Source organism: Telluria sp. RB2R28 (assembly GCF_059685835.1).
The window spans coordinates 572,693-592,952 of record NZ_JCASIK010000004.1 but is presented as its reverse complement, the minus strand read 5'-3'; the positions used below and the strand labels follow the sequence as shown (position 1 = coordinate 592,952).

Here is a 20,260-nt window from a genome sequence, read left to right as displayed (position 1 = left end):
GCGCCTCCACCAAACCCTCGGCTATCGAACCCCCGACCAGGTGGAAAAAATTCTCAGGTGTACCTGATTCAATCTGTCCACCATCCCGGTGCATCTCACTCTGACCCTAATTAATTTTGGCTGTTTTTTCGACTAAATCGAGTCATCCTGGAAATTGAGTTCCGGCCGGAATCAGATTTAGCATTTGGCGGTTGAAAACCCTCCAAAACAATTAGGGTCGGAGTCGAATTGTTTGACAACATTGGGTAATTGCCCATTAATTCTACTCTGACCCTGATTGTTTTTGTGACCTGGGGGAAATTGTAGGGGTGCTGTTAGTCTTCGCGTTCCAGGCCGTCAGAGCCCAGGAGTAATTGGGCGGCTTCGCTTGGGAGGGCTTCGACGGATTTGAGCTTGCGCGCCATCTGGCGGCTGCGCACTTCTGCGTTTTCGATGTTTTTGGCAGCCCGCTCCAGCGTCGTCTTGGTGGCGGCCAGCACGTCGCCGAACTTGGTGAACTCGGTTTTGACTGCGCCCAGCACCTGCCACACTTCGGATGAGCGCTTTTCCAGCGCCAGCGTGCGGAAACCCATTTGCAGGCTGTTGAGCAAGGCGCTCAGTGTCGACGGGCCGGCGATCGTCACGCGCAGCGTGCGCTGCAGGTCGTCGGCCAGGCCAGGGCGCCGCATCACTTCGGCGTACAGGCCCTCGGTCGGCAGGAACAGGATCGCAAAGTCCGTCGTCTGTGGCGGCGAGACGTATTTGTCGCAGATGGTTTGGGCCTCACGCCGCACGGCCCGTTCCAGCTCGGCGCCGGCGCGGATGACGCCTTCGGCGTCCGCAATGTCGGCTGCAGCCTGCAGGCGCTCGTACTGCTCCTTCGGGAACTTGGCGTCGATCGGCAGCCACAGTGGCGCGCCGCCGTCGACGGTGCCCGGCAGCTTGATCGCGAACTCCACCCGCGCGTTCGAGCCTGCCACCGTCTCGACGTTCTTCGCATACTGCTCGACCGTCAGCACCTGCTCGAGCAGCATCTCCAGCTGCACCTCGCCCCACGTGCCGCGCGTCTTCACGTTCGTGAGCACGCGCTTGAGGTCACCCACGCCGATCGCCAGCTGCTGCATCTCGCCCAGGCCCTGGTGGACTTTTTCCAGCCGCTCGGACACCTGGCGGAACGATTCCGTCAGCCGCGTTTCCAGCGTCGCGTGGAGCTTTTCGTCGACCGTCTGGCGCATCTCTTCCAGGCGCTTGCCGTTGTCCGCCTGCAGGTCGCGAATTTTTGATTCGAGCGTGTTGCGCACTTCGAGCATGCGCTGGGCGTTCGATTCGGTCAGGTTGCCCAGCGTTTGCTGCAGCGTGTCGGCAAAGCGCTTCAGCGCGCGCGCCTGCTCTTCGCGCCCGCTGCTCGACTGCAGCTGCATCTGCTGACGCATGCTGTCAAATTGCTGGACCGAGGCATTGTGATATTGGGCCAGGTGGCCGGCGGTCTCCTGGCGCGTTGATTGCGCGCTGGCCTGCAGTTCCTGGCGCAGCTCGCGCTCGAGCCGTTCGATGTGCAGGCCATCACCGCTGCCGCGCAGACGCAGCAAAACCAGCACCAGCAACGCGATGATGAGCGCGAGGCCCACCAGGATCAAAATCTCTGCTGTCGTCATCGTGTCAATCGGCCTTGTTGCGCATCCAGTCGGCGGTCTCGAAGAACGACGTCAGCAGGCGCACCCGCAGCGCCTCGTCATAGCCCAGATCTTCCATCGCCCACGCCATCGCGCGCAGCCAGGCGTCGCGCTCCTTGGTACCGATCGCATACGGCAGGTGGCGCGCGCGCAGGCGCGGATGGCCGTAGCGTTCTATATACAGGTCCGGGCCGCCCATCCACCCGGACAAAAACATGAACAGCTTGTCGCGCGAGCTGTCGTTCGGCACCGGGTGCATCACGTGGATATTGGCGAACTCCGGCTCGAGCTGCATCAGGTCATAGAAGCGGTCCACCAGCGCGCGCAGGCGCTCGGCGCCGCCCATGATCTCGTACAGCGTTGGCGTGTCGGCTTGCATATCTTGCATGCTCACGCCTCCCGCAACGTCTGCAGCGGCGGCTGGCGCAGTACGCCGCGCAAGCCGAACCAGCCGCCGACGATCGCGCACAGGATGCCCACCACCAGGCCAGCCAGCCACACGCCCGGCGCGAACGTCCACGGGAACTTGAACTGGTACGTCGCCAGCGCCCAGCCCAGCGCCGCGGCGCCCGTTGCGGCGAGAAGACCCGACAGGCCGCCCACCAGCACGAACTCGATCCGCTGCGCCCGCGCGAGTTGCTGGCGCGTTGCGCCCAGCGCCCGCAGCAGGCCGCCTTCACGCGTGCGCTCGGACGTCGATCCCATCAACGCCGCATACAGCACCAGCACGCCCGAGGCCAGCGTGAACAGGAACAGGAACTCGACCGCGACCACCACCTGATCCAGCACGTCCTGCAGCTGGCGGATGATGCCCGAGACGTCGACCACGGTCAGGTTCGGGTACGCGCGCGTGAGTGCGTTGCCCAGGTTCGCGCCTTCGGCCGGCACGTGGAACGCCGTCATGTAGGTGGTCGGCGCATTGGCCATCGCGGCCGGATTGATGATGACGAAGAAGTTGGCGCGCATCGAGCCCCATTCGAGCTTGCGCACGCTGGTGATCTTCGCGTCCACCATCAGGCCCGCCATATCGAAGCGCAGGCTGTCGCCCAGCTTCAGGCCAAGGCGGTCCATGATGCTTTTCTCGACCGACGCTTCGGCCAGGCCGGGTGCATCCCTGAACCACGCGCCTTCGACGACCTCGTTCCCCTCCGGCAGCGCATTCGTCGTCGACAGGTTGAATTCGCGGTTGGCCAGGCGGCGCGCCTCGCCATCGGCGAAGGTGTCGCTCTTGATGGCGGCGCCGTTGATCGCCGTGAGGCGCCCGCGGATCATCGGGAACAGCACCGGTTCCTTCACGTTGGCTGCCTGCAGCTGGTCTTCGACGCCCTTGGTCTGCTCGGGCAGGATGTTGATCACGAAGCGGTTCGGCGCGTCGGCCGGCGTGGCCGACTGCCAGGCCGCCATCAGGTCGCCCCGCACGACGGTCAGGAGCAGCAGTGCCATCAGGCCGAGCGACAGCGACACCACCTGCACGACCGTGGCGCCGGGCCGGCGTTGCAGCGACGTGACGGCAAAGCGCCAGGCCTGCTGCGGGAACAGGTTGCGCATGCGGCGCAGCAGCTTGAGGCCCAGCCAGGCCACGAGCGCGAACACCGCAAAGCCGCCGAGGAAACCGCCGGCCGTGATCAGCGCCAGCGTCAGGTCGCCCGCCTGCCAGTAGAGCAGCAGGACGAACGCGCCCACGCCCAGGCCATAGGTCGCCAAAGCGGCCGGTTGCGGCGCGCCGGCTTCGCGCCGGATCACGCGGTTGTGCGGCACATTGCGCAATTGCAGAATCGGCGGCAGCGCAAAGCCCACCAGCAGCAGCATGCCGGTGGCCACGCCCTGCAGCGCGGGCAGGATCGACACCGGTGGCAGCTCGGTGCGGATCAGCGATGCAATTAGTTCGAGCAGCACGAAGTGCGCGCCAAAACCCACCAGCACGCCAATCACGCTGCCCAGCAAGCCGATGAGGGCAAATTCGGTCACGTACATGACGGTGACCTGGTTCTGGGTCAGGCCCAGGCAGCGCAGCATGGCGCAGGCATCCAGGTGGCGGCTCATGAAGCGCCGCGCCGCCATCGCCACGGCCACCGCTGCCAGCATCGCCGACAGCAGGCCCACCAGCGACAGGAACAAACCTGCCCGATCGAGCGTCGCGCGCATTTCCGGGCGCCCGTTTTCTAACGTCTCGATGCGCACGCCCTTGAGGTTACCGTCCCTGATCTGCGCACGCAGCCAGGTTTCATAAGCCTTGATGGCAGTCAGGTCGTTGCGGTTGGTCGACGCAATCTGCAGCCGGAAGTCCACGCGGGCGAAATCGTCCACCAGGCCCGTGGCTTTCAGGTCGGCCATCGACAACATCACGCGCGGCGCGAAGTTCGCGAACGACGCGCCTTTATCGGGCTCGGTCGCGATCAGCTGGGTGATGCGCAACTGGCTGTTGCCCAGCGTGAGCATGCCGCCCACCTGCGTCGACAGCTGCGCGAGCAAGCCAGGGTCGACCCACACGGTGCCGGGCGCCGGCACGGCGCGTGTCGGTTCGCCGCGCGCGCCACTGGCCGCGACCGGATCGGTCGTGATCTTCATCTGGCCGCGCAGGGGATAGCCTGTCGACACCGCCTTGATCGACGAGAGCTGCGCCAGCGAATCATCGCCCTCGCCGGCCTGCGCCATGCTCGGGAAGGTCACCGTGTCGGCCAGCAGCAGGCCGCGCCGCGCCGCTTCGTCGCGCCAGGCTTGGGGCACCGGGTCATCGGTCTTGACCAGCAGGTCGGCGCCCAGCAACTGGTGCGCGTCGCGGTCCATGCCGGCGCGCATGCGGTCAGTGAAAAAGCCGACCGAGGTGAGCGCCGCCACGGCGACGATGAGCGCCACCAGCAGGAAGCGCAGTTCACCGGCGCGCCAGTCGCGCGCCGTCATGCGAAGTGCCTGGACGAACATGGCGTCGCTCCGTGGTTAAGGTCAGGCGTTGGCGAAGAAGTCGTCGACTTCGGCCAGGAAGGCGCGCTTGCGCTCCGGATCGATGAAGGCGGCCTGGAAGCTGTTGCGCGCCAGTTGGCGCGCGTGCGTCGCATCCAGCGGCAAGGCGTCGAAGGCAGCGAAGTAGTTCTCGTTGACGTAGCCGCCGAAGTAGGCCGGATCGTCCGAATTGACCGTGACGGCCAGGCCGGCATCGAGCAAGGTGCGCAGATTGTGCGAACCCATGACGTCGAACACGCGCAGCTTGATGTTCGACAGCGGGCACACGGTCAGCGCCATCTGCTCGCGCACCAGGCGCTCGACCAGCGCCGGGCTTTCCAGGCAGCGCACGCCGTGGTCGATGCGCTCGACCTTGAGCACGTCGAGCGCGCTTTCGATATAAGCCGGCGGGCCTTCTTCGCCCGCATGCGCAACCAGGCGCAGGCCCAGGTTGCGGGCGCGCTTGAATACGCGCGCAAACTTCTCGGGTGGATGGCCGACTTCGGACGAATCCAGGCCCACGCCGATGAACTTGTCGCGGTACGGCAGAGACTCGTCCAGCGTGGCGATCGCGTCGTCTTCCGACAGGTGGCGCAGGAAGCACATGATCAGTTCGGCGCTCAGCGGCGCATCCTGGCAGGCGCGCCAGATGCCGTTGATGACGGTCTCGAACGGCACGCCGCGCGCGGTGTGTGTTTGCGGGTCGAAGAAGATTTCGGTGTGGCGGACATTGTCGGCATGGGCGCGCGCCAGGTAGGCGGCGGTCATGTCATAAAAGTCCTGCTCGGTCAGCAACACGCTGGCACCCGCATAATAAATGTCGAGGAACGATTGCAGGTCGCTGAAAGCGTAGGCATCGCGCAACGCTTCGACCGAGGCATAGGCCAGCTGGACGTTATTTCTTTGTGCCAGAGCAAAAATCAGTTCTGGTTCGAGCGAGCCCTCGATATGGATGTGCAGTTCAGCCTTGGGCATGTTCTGCAGCAGGGTGCGCAAGCGGTCGTCTAGCATGGTGTTCTCCAACAGGTGTTCAGTGAATAAGGTCGCGCGTTAAGGCGACCGGCAAGTGTAACGCATGCGTGCAATCGGCTCATGCCGTGGCGAAAAAGCGAGGATTCATCAACGGCTCGCGCACGATGCGCGTGCACCGCTTGTTGTACCGTTGACGAAAATTCGCTACGCTTTGCAGCACGGCCCAAATGCACGCACGGCGCAGGCAAAAATCGGTCTTTTTATTGTTAAATCAAGCACTTGTTACCACTTCATCATGTCGTGCAACACGACTTTGACTTCGGAAACTATTAGGCACATAATAAATTTCAGTAACGCAAAAGGACGCTCTCCATACTGCGGTTAGTTCGATATTTCCGGATCGACAACAAGCAATCGCACGCGCACCATCCACGACGCCGACCACACTGGCGCCGCACGTGACGACCGAACAAGGAGTACGCCAAAAATAACCGGGCCCCCGGGCAGCGCCATGCGCTGCTGTGACAGTGATTCGTTGTTGGCACATTAAAGGAAATTCAATGAGCATCTTTGAAAATTACACGGCCCGCTATGAGCGTACTCGCGAAGAGGAATACTCGATGTCCGAGTTCCTGCAGATGTGCAAGCGTGACCCGCTGACCTATGCCAGCGCACCCGAACGCATGCTTGCCGCGATTGGCGAACCCACGCTGGTCGATACCCGTCTCGATTCGCGCATGTCGCGCATCTTCGCCAACAAGGTCATCAAGATCTATCCGGCGTTCCGCGAGTTTTATGGCATGGAAGAAGTGATCGAACAGGTCGTTTCGTATTTCCGCCACGCGGCGCAGGGCCTGGAAGAACGCAAGCAGATCCTGTACTTGCTGGGTCCGGTGGGTGGCGGCAAATCGTCGATTGCCGAAAAACTCAAGAGCCTGATGGAGCTGGTGCCCTTTTATGCGATCAAGGGTTCGCCCGTCAACGAGTCGCCCCTGGGCTTGTTCAGCGAAGACGAAGACGGCAAGATCCTCGAAGAGGATTACGGTATACCCCGCCGCTATCTGCGCGCGGTGCCGAGTCCCTGGGCCGTCAAGCGATTGCATGAATTCGGCGGCGACATCAACAAGTTCCGCGTCGTGCGCCGCTATCCGTCGATCCTCAAGCAGGTCGCCATTTCCAAGACCGAACCGGGCGACGAAAACAACCAGGATATCTCGTCCCTCGTCGGCAAGGTCGACATCCGCAAGCTCGAGGATTTCTCGCAGGACGATCCGGACGCCTACAGCTATTCGGGCGGCCTGTGCCTGGCCAATCAGGGCCTGATGGAATTCGTCGAGATGTTCAAGGCGCCGATCAAGGTGCTGCACCCGCTGCTTACGGCCACGCAGGAAGGCAATTACAAGGGCACCGAAGGCTTTGGCGCGATCCCGTTCGACGGCATCGTGCTGGCCCACTCGAACGAATCCGAGTGGAAGACCTTCCGCAACAACCGCAATAACGAGGCGTTCCTCGACCGCATCTACATCGTCAAGGTGCCGTATTGCCTGCGCGTGTCGGACGAAGTCAAAATCTACGACAAGCTGCTGCGCAATTCGTCGCTCGACAAGGCGCCCTGCGCGCCGGGCACGCTGCGCATGATGTCGCAGTTTGCCGTGCTCTCGCGCCTGAAGGATCCCGACAACTCCAGCATCTATTCCAAGATGCTTGTGTATGACGGCGACAACCTGAAAGACACCGACCCCAAAGCGAAGTCGCTGCACGAATACGTCGATTACGCGGGCGTGGACGAAGGCATGAACGGCTTGTCGACCCGGTTTGCTTTCAAGATTCTGTCGAAGGTGTTCAATTTCGACAATACCGAAGTGGCGGCCAATCCGGTGCACCTGCTGTACGTGCTTGAGCAGCAGATCGAGCGCGAGCAATTCCCGCCCGAGACCGAGCAGCGCTACCTGTCGTATATCAAGGAACACCTGGCGCAGCGCTATGTCGATTTCATCGGCAAGGAAATTCAAACGGCCTACCTGGAAAGCTATTCCGAGTACGGGCAGAACATCTTCGACCGCTACGTCACGTTTGCCGACTTCTGGATCCAGGACCAGGAATTTCGCGATCCCGATACCGGCGAGAGTTTCGACCGCGAGTCGCTCAACGCCGAACTGGAGAAAATCGAAAAGCCGGCCGGGATTTCGAATCCGAAAGATTTCCGCAACGAGATCGTCAACTTCAGCCTGCGGGCGCGCGCCACCAATGCCGGCAAAAATCCCGCCTGGACCAGTTATGAAAAGTTCCGCAGCGTGATCGAGAAAAAAATGTTCTCGAATACTGAGGAACTCCTGCCGGTGATTTCATTCAATGCAAAGGCGAATACCGAGGATGCGAACAAGCACGCAGATTTCGTGGCGCGCATGGTCGAGAAAGGCTATACGCCGAAGCAGGTGCGGTTGCTGTGCGAATGGTATCTGCGCGTGCGCAAATCATCGTAAGCAACAGCGCATGAGCAATAGTGCATGAGTAGCAGCGTTGCCGGCTGGCCGCAGGCCGCCGGCTGGCAACGTCCCGCGCTGTGCGTGCGTCGCACGTCCGTTCGCGTAGCGTATTAAGATAAGGGCGCTGCTGTTTAAAAGGCAGCGCCACAGCGCCAACGGCGTGTCCAAAACGCCAGATCCGCGCTTACATTGAGCAGGAGGCCTGTTTTGACTTACCTCATCGACCGTCGCTTGCAGGGCAAGAACAAGTCTGCGGTCAACCGCGAACGCTTTCTGCGCCGCTACAAGGCGCAGATCAAGGATGCCGTCGGCCGCGCCATCAAGGGCCGCTCGATCACCGACATCGAAAATGGCGAAAAGGTCACCATTCCCGTCAAGGACGTCAACGAGCCCCACTTCGGCCACGCCCATGGCGGCGTCTGGGAAACCGTCAACCCCGGCAATACCGAATATCAAAAAGGCGACCAGTTCAGCCGCCCGCGCGGCGGTGGTGCGGGCGCCGGCCGCGGCCGCCCCGGCAACAGCGACCAGACCGTCGAAGATGATTTCATCTTTGAATTGTCGCGCGAAGAATTCATGAATTATTTCTTCGAAGATCTCGAGTTGCCGAATATGGTCAAGACGCAGCTGACCCAGACCATTGAATACAAGAATCAGCGCGCCGGCTACAACGTTTCGGGCACGCCCTCGAATATCCACGTGCTGCGCTCGCTGCGCGGCGCCTTGGGCCGGCGTATTGCCGTGGGCGGGCCCACGCGGCGCCAGTTGGCCGAGGCCCAGGAGCAATTGCAGGCGTTGTTTGACGAAGGCGCACCGGCCGACGACCAGGGCGTCATCGAACTGCGGGATCGCATTCATCACCTGCGGATCCGGCTCAATGCGATTCCGTTCATCGACCCGTTCGACCTGCGCTACGCCAACCGGATCAAGGTTCCCAAGCCAAGTACCCAGGCAGTGATGTTCTGCATCATGGACGTGTCAGGCTCGATGGACGAAACCCGCAAGGACACGGCCAAGCGCTTCTTCATCCTGCTGTACCTGTTCCTGAAACGTGTGTACGAGAAAATCGATGTGGTCTTCATTCGCCACCACACGGCGGCGGCCGAGGTCGACGAGAACGAATTCTTCCATTCGCGTGAGTCGGGCGGCACCGTCGTATCGTCGGCCCTGCACCTGCTGCAAAAAGTCATCAACGAACGCTACGGCAGCGCCGACTGGAATGCCTACGTGGCGCAAGCCTCCGACGGCGACAACTGGGACAACGATTCGGTGCTGTGCAAGCAGATCCTGTCCAATGCGATCATGCCGCGCGTTCAGTACTACACCTATGTCGAAATCACGGACGGCCCGCCACAGAACCTGTGGGAACAATACTGCGACGTCGCCAGCCAGCACCGCAACTTCGCGATGCAAAAGATCGTGACCCCGGCCGATATCTACCCGGTGTTCCGGGAACTGTTTAAGAAGCAGGCCAAGTAGCCGCGCGAACAGCCGAACCAGCCAACAGCAGCGAGGTACCTCATGCCAAGAGATCCGGACAACCCGCGCGCCCTGCCCGAACAGTCGGAATGGACTTTCGACCTGATCGAGCAGGCCCACGAAGAAATCAGGCGCGTGGCCCAACGCTATGGCCTCGACACCTACCCGAACCAGCTCGAGATCATCACCGCCGAGCAAATGATGGATGCCTACACCTCGGTCGGGATGCCGGTGTCATACAACCACTGGTCATTCGGCAAACATTTCCTGAGCACCGAGAAAAGCTACCGCCGTGGGCAGATGGGGCTGGCGTACGAAATCGTCATCAATTCCAATCCCTGCATCGCCTACCTGATGGAAGAGAACAGCCTGACGATGCAGGCGCTGGTGATCGCCCACGCGGCGTATGGCCACAACTCCTTCTTCAAGGGCAATTACCTGTTCCGAAGCTGGACCGATGCCGACGCCATCGTCGACTATATGGTGTTCGCCAAGAACTACATCGCCGAATGCGAGCAGCGGCATGGCATCGATGCGGTGGAAGAATTGCTCGATTCGTGCCACGCGCTGCAGAACCATGGCGTCGACCGCTACAAGCGACCGGCCAAGCTGTCGGTGGCGCAAGAGGCGGCGCGCACCAAGGAGCGCGAAGAATACGCGCAGTCGCAGGTCAACGCCATCTGGCGCACGCTGCCGCTGCGCGAAGAGCAGGTGCACAGCGCCACGCCCGTGCGCTTTCCGCCCGAGCCCGAAGAAAACCTGCTGTACTTCATTGAAAAATATGCGCCGCTGCTGGAACCATGGCAGCGCGAACTGGTGCGCATCACGCGCAAGATCTCGCAATACTTTTATCCGCAGCGCCAGACCCAGGTCATGAACGAAGGCTGGGCCACATTCTGGCACTACACGATTTTGCAGGACCTGTATCAGGAAGGCATCGTCGGCGACGGCTTCATGCTCGAATTCCTGCAAAGCCACACCAATGTCGTCTACCAGCCGCCGGCCAACAGCCCGTATTACAGCGGGATCAACCCGTATGCGCTTGGTTTTGCGATGATGAGCGACATCCGCCGTATCTGCGAACATCCGACCGATGAAGACCGCACCTGGTTTCCTGACATTGCCGGCAGCGACTGGCGCAAGACGCTGGACTTTGCGATGCGCAATTTCAAGGACGAGAGTTTCATTGCGCAGTACCTGTCGCCAAAGCTGATCCGCGAATTTCACTTCTTTGCCGTACTGGACGACGACCGCAGCGACAAACTCTCGATTTCGGCCATCCACGACGACGCCGGCTACCGTTATGTACGCCACAAGCTGGCCGAACAATACAATCTGGGCAGCCGCGAGCCGAACATCCAGGTCTGGCAAGTCAATACACGCGACGACCGCGCGCTGACGCTGCGCCATACGCAGTACAACCGGCGCCCGCTCAACCAGCAAGCGCAAGAAGTCCTCAAGCACGTGGCCCGCCTGTGGGGCTTCGACGTGCGCCTCGAAACGGCCGATCCCGACGGCCACGTCGTCAGCTTTATCGATTGCCGGCGCGAAAAACGCACGCGCTGACAGTCTGTTGTGGCTGGACGTAGGGTGGACGGCTTGCCGTCCACCCTACGTAGTGCGCTTGACTCATGAACGCGTGGTTGACAAACCACCCACCATTCCTGGCGCATGTCGGCGCGTGGAACCCGTCCACGCAGCAGGCGTTGACGGTCATTTCTACATCGGATTGACCCGCGCGCCGCGACCGCCAACGCCTTTTTCCAACGTCTTTACCTGCAAATACCAAGCATGCGTAGGAACACGTACGTACTTGTGTTCGCTTGGTATCGCCAATATCGGAATTTCATGGTATGTTGCCGTCATCACATGTTGGCGCTGTCACATCTACGTCATGGCAATATGGTGGTGAAGTACCTAGCAAAACTAAGTAATATAGTTTGGCGAAGCAGGTGTAGAGCCTCGTAGCTTTTATTCCTGCCAAGTTGAACCCCTGTTAGGCGCACGGTTGAGTTATCTCAATGGTGAGAAGTCGTATAACTTTTATCTATAGCTTGTGAAGGAAGGTACCTGTTCCAGGTGATTCGTTCTCCGATGCAAGACCCGGCGAACAGCGATAGTTTGTACAAAAGCCGTCGCTCACTCATAGGAAATTTGCCAAACTGCACAATTAACGACAATAATTTGGCTAAACCAGCCTGAGCATTGATCTTCCACGCAATGAGGAGAATCCATAGATAAAACGACACATTTTCCGGACCTCCAAACCCCGCCGTGCAGCCCATCCGTTCTTGTATAGATGAGCTGGTTTGCCAGCATTTACAAGCAGTTAGCGGTCCTTTCGCTGCTGTAAAAATGTATGTGCAAAAAAGAATTCGTAGGTATAATTCCTCGAATGTCCCGGATGCGGCTCTAGGTTTCCGTCGTATTTAGTGGGTTTGGTAGCAACAAAAAAGAGTTGGCATTGGAGAAATATGGCATGAATTTTTCGAACGAAAAGCAACCCGGGAAAAATTTCACAGGATTCATCGTTGTGCTCATCTTCCACATCCTTGTGGGTTGGGCACTCGTTGCTGGCCTGGGGACCCGGATCGTCAGCACGGTGACCGAAGCTGTGGAGACCAAGCTGATTGAAGAAGTGGCTCCGCCGCCACCACCGGAAACCCCGCCACCGCCGCCACCGCCGGAAATGAAGGCTCCACCGCCTCCATTCATCCCGCCGGTCGAAGTGCAGGTGCAGCAGCCGCCACCGCCGCAGAACGTGATCGCCGCTGCGACGCAGACCCCGCCACCGACCACGTCGCTGGCACCGCCTGCACCACCGGCTCCATCGGCGCCGCCAGCACCACCGGCACCGCGTGCAGTCAGCCGCAGCGAAGCAGTAGCAGACTTTAATACTTGCGCACGTCCGGAATATCCGCGTTCGTCGCAACGCAATGAAGAAACGGGTACCACGACCCTGCAATTCCTGATTGGTGTCGATGGTCGCGTGTTGGAAGCCAAGCTGGCGAAGTCAAGTGGCTTCCGAGACTTGGACCGGGCCGCGCAATCGGCTCTGAGCAAATGCCGATTCAAGCCAGCCATGATCGATGGCAAGCCGGAACAGGCGTGGACAGCGGTGCAGTACGTCTGGACGCTGGAATAAAACCGGGACAAAACACCGTCTCAAACTTTGATTGTCGTTGTCGTAAGTTCAGCGAACTGTCTATTTAAATATTTTGGAGGAAGCATGTTTAAGAATACCCGTTTGTCCGCTTTCCTGGCGGCTGTCCTGTTGTCGGTAACCGCAGCATCGGCGCTGGTGTCGGCACCAGCCTTCGCTCAAACCCCGGCAACCGACGCAGCTGCTCCAGCGGCGACCGACGCAGCTGCACCAGCCGTTGATCCGGCTGCTGCGCCTGCTACTGATGCTGCTGCTACCGCTGCTCCGGCCGATGCCGGCGCGCCAGCTGCTGCGCCAGGTACCGAAAAAACCGAAGAAGTCTACAACCCGTACGGCCTGCAGGCCATGTGGGAACACGGCGACTTCGTCAACAAGGGCACCCTGATCATCCTGTCGCTGATGTCGATCGGTTCGTGGTACATCATCATCACCAAGCTGATCGATCAGCAAAAAGTGATGAACCAGGCTAAAGACATGAAAGCCAAGTTCTGGAAAGCACCGTCGATCGTCGCTGGTTCGGCTACGCTGAAAGAAGGTTCGCCATTCCGCTTCATCGCTGAAACCGGCACCAAGGCTACCCAGCACCACGATGGCGCCCTGCTCGAGCAGATCGACCTGTCGACCTGGGTTACCATGCAGATCCAGCGCGCTGTTGACCGTGTTCAGTCGCGTCTGCAAGATGGCCTGTCGTTCCTGGCAACCGTTGGTTCGACCTCGCCGTTCATCGGTCTGTTCGGTACCGTCTGGGGTATTTACAACGCACTGACCGCCATCGGCATGTCGGGTAACGCATCGATCGACAAGGTTGCAGGTCCAGTCGGTGAAGCACTGATCATGACCGCCTTCGGTCTGTTCGTTGCAGTTCCTGCCGTCCTGGGTTACAACTGGCTGGTTCGTCGTAACAAGACCGCGCTGGAAGACATTCGCTCGTTCTCGGCTGACGTGCACTCGGTACTGATCTCGGGCGCAATGTCGACCTCGAACGCAGCAATCAGCGCCAAGAAGATTGGATAAATTATGTCGATGAGTGTCGGATCCGATAACGGAGAAGATGAGCTGAATTCAGAGATCAACACGACGCCACTCGTTGACATCATGTTGGTTCTGCTGATCATTTTCCTGATCACGAGTCCGGTGGTTCTGAAACTGCAACAAGTTGCACTGCCTGCAGAAGAGAACCAGGTCACCCTGACCAAACCGGAAGACGTTAACATCACCGTCAATAAAGACGGCGAAATGTACTATAACCAGCTGCACCTTGCGAATACGGACGAGCTGTTCAAGTTCCTCGCGGAGCAGTCGGTGAAAGTGCCGCAACCGGCAGTGAAAGTTCGTGGTGACCAGGAAGCCCGCTACGAAGCGATCGGTCGGGTCATTTACACGGCACAACGTGCTGGGGTGCAGAAGGTTGGTTTCGTGATCGAACCACCGGGCTGATAGCCCTGCACGCGGCGTCAGGCTCATCGAGCCGGGCGCCGCGCCCTTCTCCCAACATTTGAAAAGGAAACACCATGAGTATGAGCGTAGGTTCGAGCTCCGCTAAGGATGCTGATCCGGAACCGATGATGGAAATGAACATGACGCCGTTGATCGACGTCCTGCTCGTTCTGATCATTATGCTGATCATCACGATTCCGAAGCAGAACCACTCGGTCAATCTGAACATGCCGACGGGTACCCCGCCACCGCTGACGGATGTCAAGCCGGTCGTGGTCACCATCGACGTGGACTTTGACGGCACCATCCTCTGGGATGGCGAAGTGATTCCGGATCGTGCAGCCCTCGAAGCAAAGATGAATGCAGTCGCAGCGATGGCTGACCAGCCTGAAGTGCACCTGCGTCCAAATAAGCTGGTAGAGTATAAAGTTGTAGCCGGCGTGATGGCATCTGCCCAGCGCATCGGCGTCACCAAAATCGGCATGGTCGGTAACGAGCAATTCCAGTAATCGTTCCATGTTTTGACCAACACGGCAGGGCTACCCCCTGCCGTGTCCATTTTGAAATAAGGATTTTTCAGATGATCAAGTTCCGTCTCGCTCACCTCAGTATCGCGATGGCCGCACTCGGCTTCGTTGCCGCCACTCCGGTGATCGGCCTGTCCTCCGCTGTCGCTGCAGAAGCATTGCGTGCGGAGATCGGCAAACCACTGCAGCAAGCCCAGGCACAAATGAAACAGGGCAAGCACAAGGAAGCACTGGCGACCCTGCGTGGACTGGACAAAGTAAGCAACAAAACCGCCAACGAGAGCTACACGATCGAGCGCGTCCGCGCTGCGGCAGCATCGTCGGCCGGTGACTTTGATACCGCCGCCAAATCGTTTGAAGCACTGCTCGATTCGGGCAAGCTGAGCGCCACCGAGCGTTCGCAATTTTCGGAAGGCCTGGTCGGCATCTATATGCGCGCCGGCGATCTGAACAAAGCCAACAGCACGATCCAGTCCCTGCTCAAGCAGAAGGATGATCCGAAGCTGCGCGCTTACCTGCTGCAGAACTACTACAAGCAAGGCAACACCGCTGCGCTCGAGCAAGAACTGCGCACCATCGAAAAAAGCGGCCGCCTGAGCGAAGATCAACTCGGCATGCTGGCCAATATCCAGCTCAAGAAAAACGATACGGCCGGCTATGTCCGCACCATCGAGAAGCTGGCAGCAAGCTATCCGAAAGCCCAGTACTGGACCGACCTGCTGAACCGCGTGCAGCGTCAGCCAGGCTACTCGCAGCGCCTGAACATCGACGTCTACCGCTTGAAGCTGGCCAATAACCTGCTCAAGAAGCCAAGCGAGTTCATGGAAATGGCCCAGCTGGTGCTGCAGGCGAAAGCCCCGGCCGAAGCACTCAAGATCATCGACCGCGGCTACAAGGCCGGCGCACTGGGCACCGGCACCGACGCTGCGCGCCACCAGCGCCTGAAGGAACTGGCCGAGAAAAACCTGGCCGAGCAAAACAAGAACTTTGCTGCGCTCGAAGCCGAGTACACCGCCGCCAAGGACGCAGACCAGATGGTTGGCCTGGGTTACGCGATGGTGCAGGCTGGCCAGGCCGACAAGGGCCTGAAGATGATGGAAGCAGCGATCAAGGCCGGCGGCCTGCGCAATGCCGAAGAAGCCAAGCTGCGCATGGGTGAAGCCTACGCCGTCGCTGGCAAGAAACAGCAAGCCATCGCTGCGTTCAAGACCGTTGGCGGCAAGGACGGCACTGCCGAACTGGCCCGCTACTGGATCCTGGCAGTCAACCACCCACTGTCGTAACTGGTTAGAAAGCGGTAGGGTGGACGGGTTTCCCGTCCACGCGTTCAACGTAACGTCGCATACCATGAGCGAGGTTGGTTTGAACGCGTGGACGGCATAGCCGTCCACGCTACGTTGCAATTCACCAGAACGCAGCCCGCGGGCAGCGTTTTGATCGGCCAGAACGCCGCCCTCGGGCGGCGTTTTTGTTCGGTCCGCATCCTCATGCCGCGCCCTGCAAGATCGATGGCCATCCATTCCTTCTATGCAACGTCGGTTTGCCGCGCAGTTCCCGTATAATCAGGCTTTTGGCGCCGCATACCGACAGCATGGCGCGCAACCGGAACCAGACTTGATGAAGGTATTTCGCGGACTTCCCAACGACAGGGCGCGCGCACCCTGCGCACTCACGATCGGCAATTTTGACGGCGTCCATCGCGGCCATCAGGCCCTGCTCGCGCAAGTGCGCAGCGCAGCCGACCGGCTCGGCCTGGACGCGGCCGTGATGACGTTCGAGCCCCATCCCCGCGAATACTTTGCCCACAAGCTGGGCGACCCGTCCAAAGCCCCGGCGCGCGTGGCCAATCTGCGCGACAAGCTCGAAGACCTCGACCAGGCCGGCATCGACCGCGTCATCGTCGAACATTTCAACGAACAGTTTGCCGCCATGTCGCCGCAGGATTTCGTCCAGCGCGTACTGGTCGACGGTCTGCACGTCAAATGGCTGATGGTCGGCGACGACTTCTGCTTCGGCGCGCGCCGCGCCGGCAACATTGCCATGTTGACCGAGGCCGGCCGCAAACACGGGTTCGAGGTCCACACGCTCGGCACTGTGATGCATGGCGACGAACGCATCTCATCGTCGGCCGTGCGCGCGGCGCTGGCCGCGGGCGACTTTTGCGCCACCAGCCGGCTGCTCGGTCATCCTTATGCGATGTCGGGCCACGTGATCCACGGCGCCAAGCTTGGCCGCACGCTGGGCTTTCCCACACTGAATTTGCGCGTCACGCACCGCCCTGCCCTATCCGGCATCTTTGTCGTGCAAGTGCATGGCCTGGCCGAGCACCCGCTGCCGGCCGTGGCCAGCCTGGGCGTGCGCCCCACCGTCGAAGACGCCGGCCGCACCTTGCTTGAAGTGCATGTGTTCGACTATGCCGGCCAGTGTTACGGCAAGCTCGTGCGCGTGGAGTTTCTCGCAAAGCTCCGCGACGAAGAAAAATACGCCGACCTGGCCCTGCTCACGGCCGCGATCGACAACGACGCGCTGCAGGCACGCGCGTTCTTCGACCGGCGTAACGGCGCGCTGAACGCGACCGACCGAATTTGAGTGCGCTTCCCGGCCAGTCGACGATTGGCAGGAAGCGCCTCTCCCCTGTTTGCCAGACCCCATTCGACGCGGCGCACGGCGCCGTGCACACGAACACCCAACAAAAGAACCTTATGTCCGATACCAAACAGCACAACCCTGCCAAGGGCGGCAAAAAGCCCGAGAGTAAATACCCGGTCAATATGACCGATACCCCGTTCCCGATGCGCGGCGACCTCGCCAAGCGCGAACCGGGCTGGGTCAAGCAATGGCAGGACAAGAAAATCTACGAGCGCGTGCGCAAGGCAGCCAAGGGCCGTCCGACCTTCATCCTGCATGACGGGCCGCCGTATGCGAATGGCGACATCCACCTGGGCCACGCCGTCAACAAGATCCTGAAAGACATGGTGCTGAAGTCGCGCACCATCGCCGGCTTCGACGCACCGTATGTGCCGGGCTGGGATTGTCACGGCATGCCGATCGAGATCCAGATCGAAAAACTGTACGGCAAGAACCTGCCAACGGCCGAGGTGCTGCAAAAGGCCCGCGCCTACGCGCTCGAACAGATCGACCGCCAGCGCGCCGGCTTCATCCGCCTGGGCGTACTAGGCGAATGGGACAACCCGTACATGACCATGGCCTACAGCAATGAGGCCGATGAGCTGCGCGCGCTCGGCACGCTGCTCGAAAAAGGGTATGTCTACCGCGGCCTGAAGCCCGTGAACTGGTGCTTCGATTGCGGTTCGGCCCTGGCCGAAGCCGAAGTCGAATACCAGGACAAGCGCGACCCGGCGATCGACGTCGGTTTCCCGTTTGCCGAACCCGAAAAAATCGCTGCTGCTTTCGGCCTGGACAAACTGCCCGCAGGCGACGGTTTTATCGTCATCTGGACCACGACCCCATGGACCATCCCGTCGAACCAGGCGCTCAACGCCGGTCCGGAAGTCCAGTATTCGCTGGTGCAGACCGAACGTGATGGCAAGCCGCTGCTCCTGATCCTCGGTTCCGAGCTGGTCGAATCGTGCCTGGCGCGCTACAAGCTCGAAGGCACGGTCGTCGCCACCACCGTCGGCGAGAAGCTGGCCGGCATCCAATTCAAGCACCCGCTGCATGCGCAGGACGCGTTCTACGACCGCTTGTCGCCCTTGTACCTGGCCGACTACGTGACGGTCGACAGCGGTACGGGCGTCGTGCACTCCGCGCCTGCCTACGGCCTGGAAGACTTCGTGTCGTGCAAGGCGCACGGCATGCAGGACGACGACATCCTCAAGCCGGTCATGGGCGACGGCCGCTTCGTCTCGACGCTGCCACTGTTCGGTGGCCTGACGATCTGGGAAGCGAGCAAACCAATCTGCGCGGCGCTGACCGAAGCGGGCGCGCTGTTCGAACTCAAGATGTTCGATCACAGCTACATGCACTGCTGGCGCCACAAGACGCCGATCATCTACCGCGCCACCAGCCAGTGGTTCGCCGGCATGGACCTCACGCCAAAGGATGGCGGCCCGACCCTGCGCCAGACGGCGCTGGCCGGCATCGCCAAGACCCAGTTCTTCCCGGACTGGGGTCAGGCGCGCCTGCACGGCATGATCGAGAACCGCCCGGACTGGACCCTGTCGCGTCAGCGCCAGTGGGGCGTGCCGATGGCCTTCTTCATCCACAAAGAGACCGGCACGCTGCACCCGCGCACGCCGGAACTGCTGGAACAAGTGGCCAAGCTGTTCGAAACGGGCGGCATCGACGCCTGGCACACGCTCGACCCGGTCACGCTGCTGGGCGACGACGCCGCGATCTACGAAAAGAACCGAGACACGCTGGACGTCTGGTTCGATTCGGGCGCGACCCACCAGACCGTGCTGCGCGGCTCGCACAAGGAGCAGCTGGGCTTCCCGGCCGACCTGTACCTGGAAGGCTCCGACCAGCACCGCGGCTGGTTCCACTCGTCGCTGCTGACATCGTCGATGCTCAATGGCGAGCCGCCGTACAAGGCGCTGCTCACGCACGGCTTCACGGTCGACGAGCATGGCAAGAAGATGTCGAAGTCGCTCGGTAACACGATGGCGCCGCAGAAAATCTCCGACACGCTCGGCGCCGACATCCTGCGCCTGTGGGTCGCCTCGACCGATTACACGGGCGAGCTGTCGATCGGCGAGGAGATCCTCAAGCGCGTGACCGAATCGTACCGCCGCATCCGCAACACGCTGCGCTTCCTGCTGGCCAATACGTCGGACTTCAACCCGGCCCAGCATGCGGTGCCGATGGGCGAACTGCTCGAAATCGACCGCTACGCGATCGCTTCGATGGCCCAGTTGCAGAAGGACGTGGCGGCGCACTTCGAGCGCTACGAATTCCACCCGGTCGTCTCGCGCCTGCAGAACTACTGCTCGGAAGACCTGGGCGGCTTCTACCTGGATATCCTGAAGGACCGCCTGTACACGACCGGCATCGATTCGCCAGCACGCCGCTCGGCCCAGACCGCGCTGTGGCACATCGCGCATGCGCTGCTGCGCGTGATGTCGCCGGTGCTGTCGTTTACGGCCGAAGAAGCGTGGGCCGTGTTTGCGGACCAGGAAACGTTCAACGCCAGCGATGAAACCATCTTCACGCAGACGCTGTGGACCTTCCCTGAGCTGCCGGATGGCGACGCACTGCTGGCCAAGTACGCCTTGCTGCGCCAGGTGCGCCTGGACGTGACGAAGCAACTGGAAGAAGTGCGCACCTCGGGCGCGATCGGTTCGTCGCTGCAGGCCGAACTGGCAATCAAGGCCTCGGGCGAGAAGTTCCGCGCACTGGCCAGCCTGGATGACGACCTGAAGTTCGTCTTCATCACGTCGCAGGCGAGCGTCACGGAAGTGGCAAGCGAGGCTGAGGAAGCCGTGGCGGTCGTGCCGTCCGACGCCGAGAAGTGCGAGCGCTGCTGGCACTATCGCCGCGACGTCGGCCACGACCCTGCGCATCCAACGCTGTGCGGCCGCTGCACGAGCAACCTGTTCGGCGCCGGCGAAGCGCGCCGCTTCGCCTAAGTACCGGGTCCAGACA

Annotated in this window: 14 protein-coding genes; 10 read left to right on the top strand and 4 right to left on the bottom strand. The window is 60.8% G+C overall.

Features of this window, described 5'->3' with window-relative positions; genetic code table 11:
* Positions 1 to 314: 314 nt before the first annotated feature.
* From AC56LV_RS18210 to AC56LV_RS18195, 4 genes are read right to left on the bottom strand one after another with little or no spacing between them, the layout of a single operon-like run.
* Positions 315 to 1,634, bottom strand: a complete 1,320-nt coding sequence (locus AC56LV_RS18210; RefSeq protein ID WP_499559680.1) for a DNA recombination protein RmuC — start codon at positions 1,632 to 1,634, stop codon at positions 315 to 317.
* 4 nt (positions 1,635 to 1,638) lie between these two features.
* Entirely contained in the window at positions 1,639 to 2,040 is a 402-nt protein-coding gene (locus AC56LV_RS18205; protein ID WP_499559678.1) for a group II truncated hemoglobin, read from the bottom strand.
* A gap of 2 nt (positions 2,041 to 2,042) precedes the next feature.
* Entirely contained in the window at positions 2,043 to 4,574 is a 2,532-nt protein-coding gene (locus tag AC56LV_RS18200) for an ABC transporter permease (RefSeq protein ID WP_499559676.1), read from the bottom strand.
* 21 nt (positions 4,575 to 4,595) lie between these two features.
* Positions 4,596 to 5,603 (bottom strand): adenosine deaminase, encoded by a 1,008-nt coding sequence (locus AC56LV_RS18195; RefSeq protein ID WP_499559674.1) that lies wholly within the window; start codon positions 5,601 to 5,603, stop codon positions 4,596 to 4,598.
* A 521-nt stretch (positions 5,604 to 6,124) separates the two neighbouring features.
* Here AC56LV_RS18195 and AC56LV_RS18190 point away from each other — a divergent pair.
* The 10 genes from AC56LV_RS18190 to ileS all read left to right on the top strand — a co-directional run bounded on the left by AC56LV_RS18190 (position 6,125) and on the right by ileS (position 20,244).
* Positions 6,125 to 8,047, top strand: coding sequence for a PrkA family serine protein kinase (locus AC56LV_RS18190; protein WP_183555793.1), 1,923 nt, complete (start codon positions 6,125 to 6,127; stop codon positions 8,045 to 8,047).
* A gap of 210 nt (positions 8,048 to 8,257) precedes the next feature.
* Positions 8,258 to 9,529, top strand: a complete 1,272-nt coding sequence (locus AC56LV_RS18185; protein ID WP_499559672.1) for a YeaH/YhbH family protein — start codon at positions 8,258 to 8,260, stop codon at positions 9,527 to 9,529.
* Between the two features lie 42 nt (positions 9,530 to 9,571).
* Positions 9,572 to 11,095, top strand: a complete 1,524-nt coding sequence (locus tag AC56LV_RS18180; RefSeq protein ID WP_499559670.1) for a SpoVR family protein — start codon at positions 9,572 to 9,574, stop codon at positions 11,093 to 11,095.
* 913 nt (positions 11,096 to 12,008) lie between these two features.
* Positions 12,009 to 12,674, top strand: coding sequence for an energy transducer TonB (locus AC56LV_RS18175; protein ID WP_499503497.1), 666 nt, complete (start codon positions 12,009 to 12,011; stop codon positions 12,672 to 12,674).
* 84 nt (positions 12,675 to 12,758) lie between these two features.
* Positions 12,759 to 13,706, top strand: a complete 948-nt coding sequence (locus AC56LV_RS18170) for a MotA/TolQ/ExbB proton channel family protein (RefSeq protein WP_221290656.1) — start codon at positions 12,759 to 12,761, stop codon at positions 13,704 to 13,706.
* 3 nt (positions 13,707 to 13,709) lie between these two features.
* Positions 13,710 to 14,129 (top strand): ExbD/TolR family protein, encoded by a 420-nt coding sequence (locus AC56LV_RS18165; protein ID WP_258835394.1) that lies wholly within the window; start codon positions 13,710 to 13,712, stop codon positions 14,127 to 14,129.
* A gap of 74 nt (positions 14,130 to 14,203) precedes the next feature.
* The gene (locus AC56LV_RS18160; protein WP_258835395.1) at positions 14,204 to 14,638 is read left to right on the top strand and encodes an ExbD/TolR family protein; all 435 of its coding nucleotides are present in this window, start codon (positions 14,204 to 14,206) and stop codon (positions 14,636 to 14,638) included.
* Between the two features lie 71 nt (positions 14,639 to 14,709).
* Positions 14,710 to 15,939: a tetratricopeptide repeat protein gene (locus tag AC56LV_RS18155; RefSeq protein WP_499559668.1), complete on the top strand. Its 1,230-nt coding sequence runs from the start codon at positions 14,710 to 14,712 to the stop codon at positions 15,937 to 15,939.
* Positions 15,940 to 16,273: 334 nt separating this feature from the next.
* Positions 16,274 to 17,245 carry a bifunctional riboflavin kinase/FAD synthetase gene (locus AC56LV_RS18150; protein ID WP_499559666.1) on the top strand — a complete coding sequence of 324 codons (972 nt, stop codon included), beginning with the start codon at positions 16,274 to 16,276 and terminating at the stop codon, positions 17,243 to 17,245.
* Positions 17,246 to 17,358: 113 nt separating this feature from the next.
* The gene (gene ileS, locus AC56LV_RS18145; protein ID WP_499559664.1) at positions 17,359 to 20,244 is read left to right on the top strand and encodes an isoleucine--tRNA ligase; all 2,886 of its coding nucleotides are present in this window, start codon (positions 17,359 to 17,361) and stop codon (positions 20,242 to 20,244) included.
* Positions 20,245 to 20,260 lie beyond the last annotated feature (16 nt).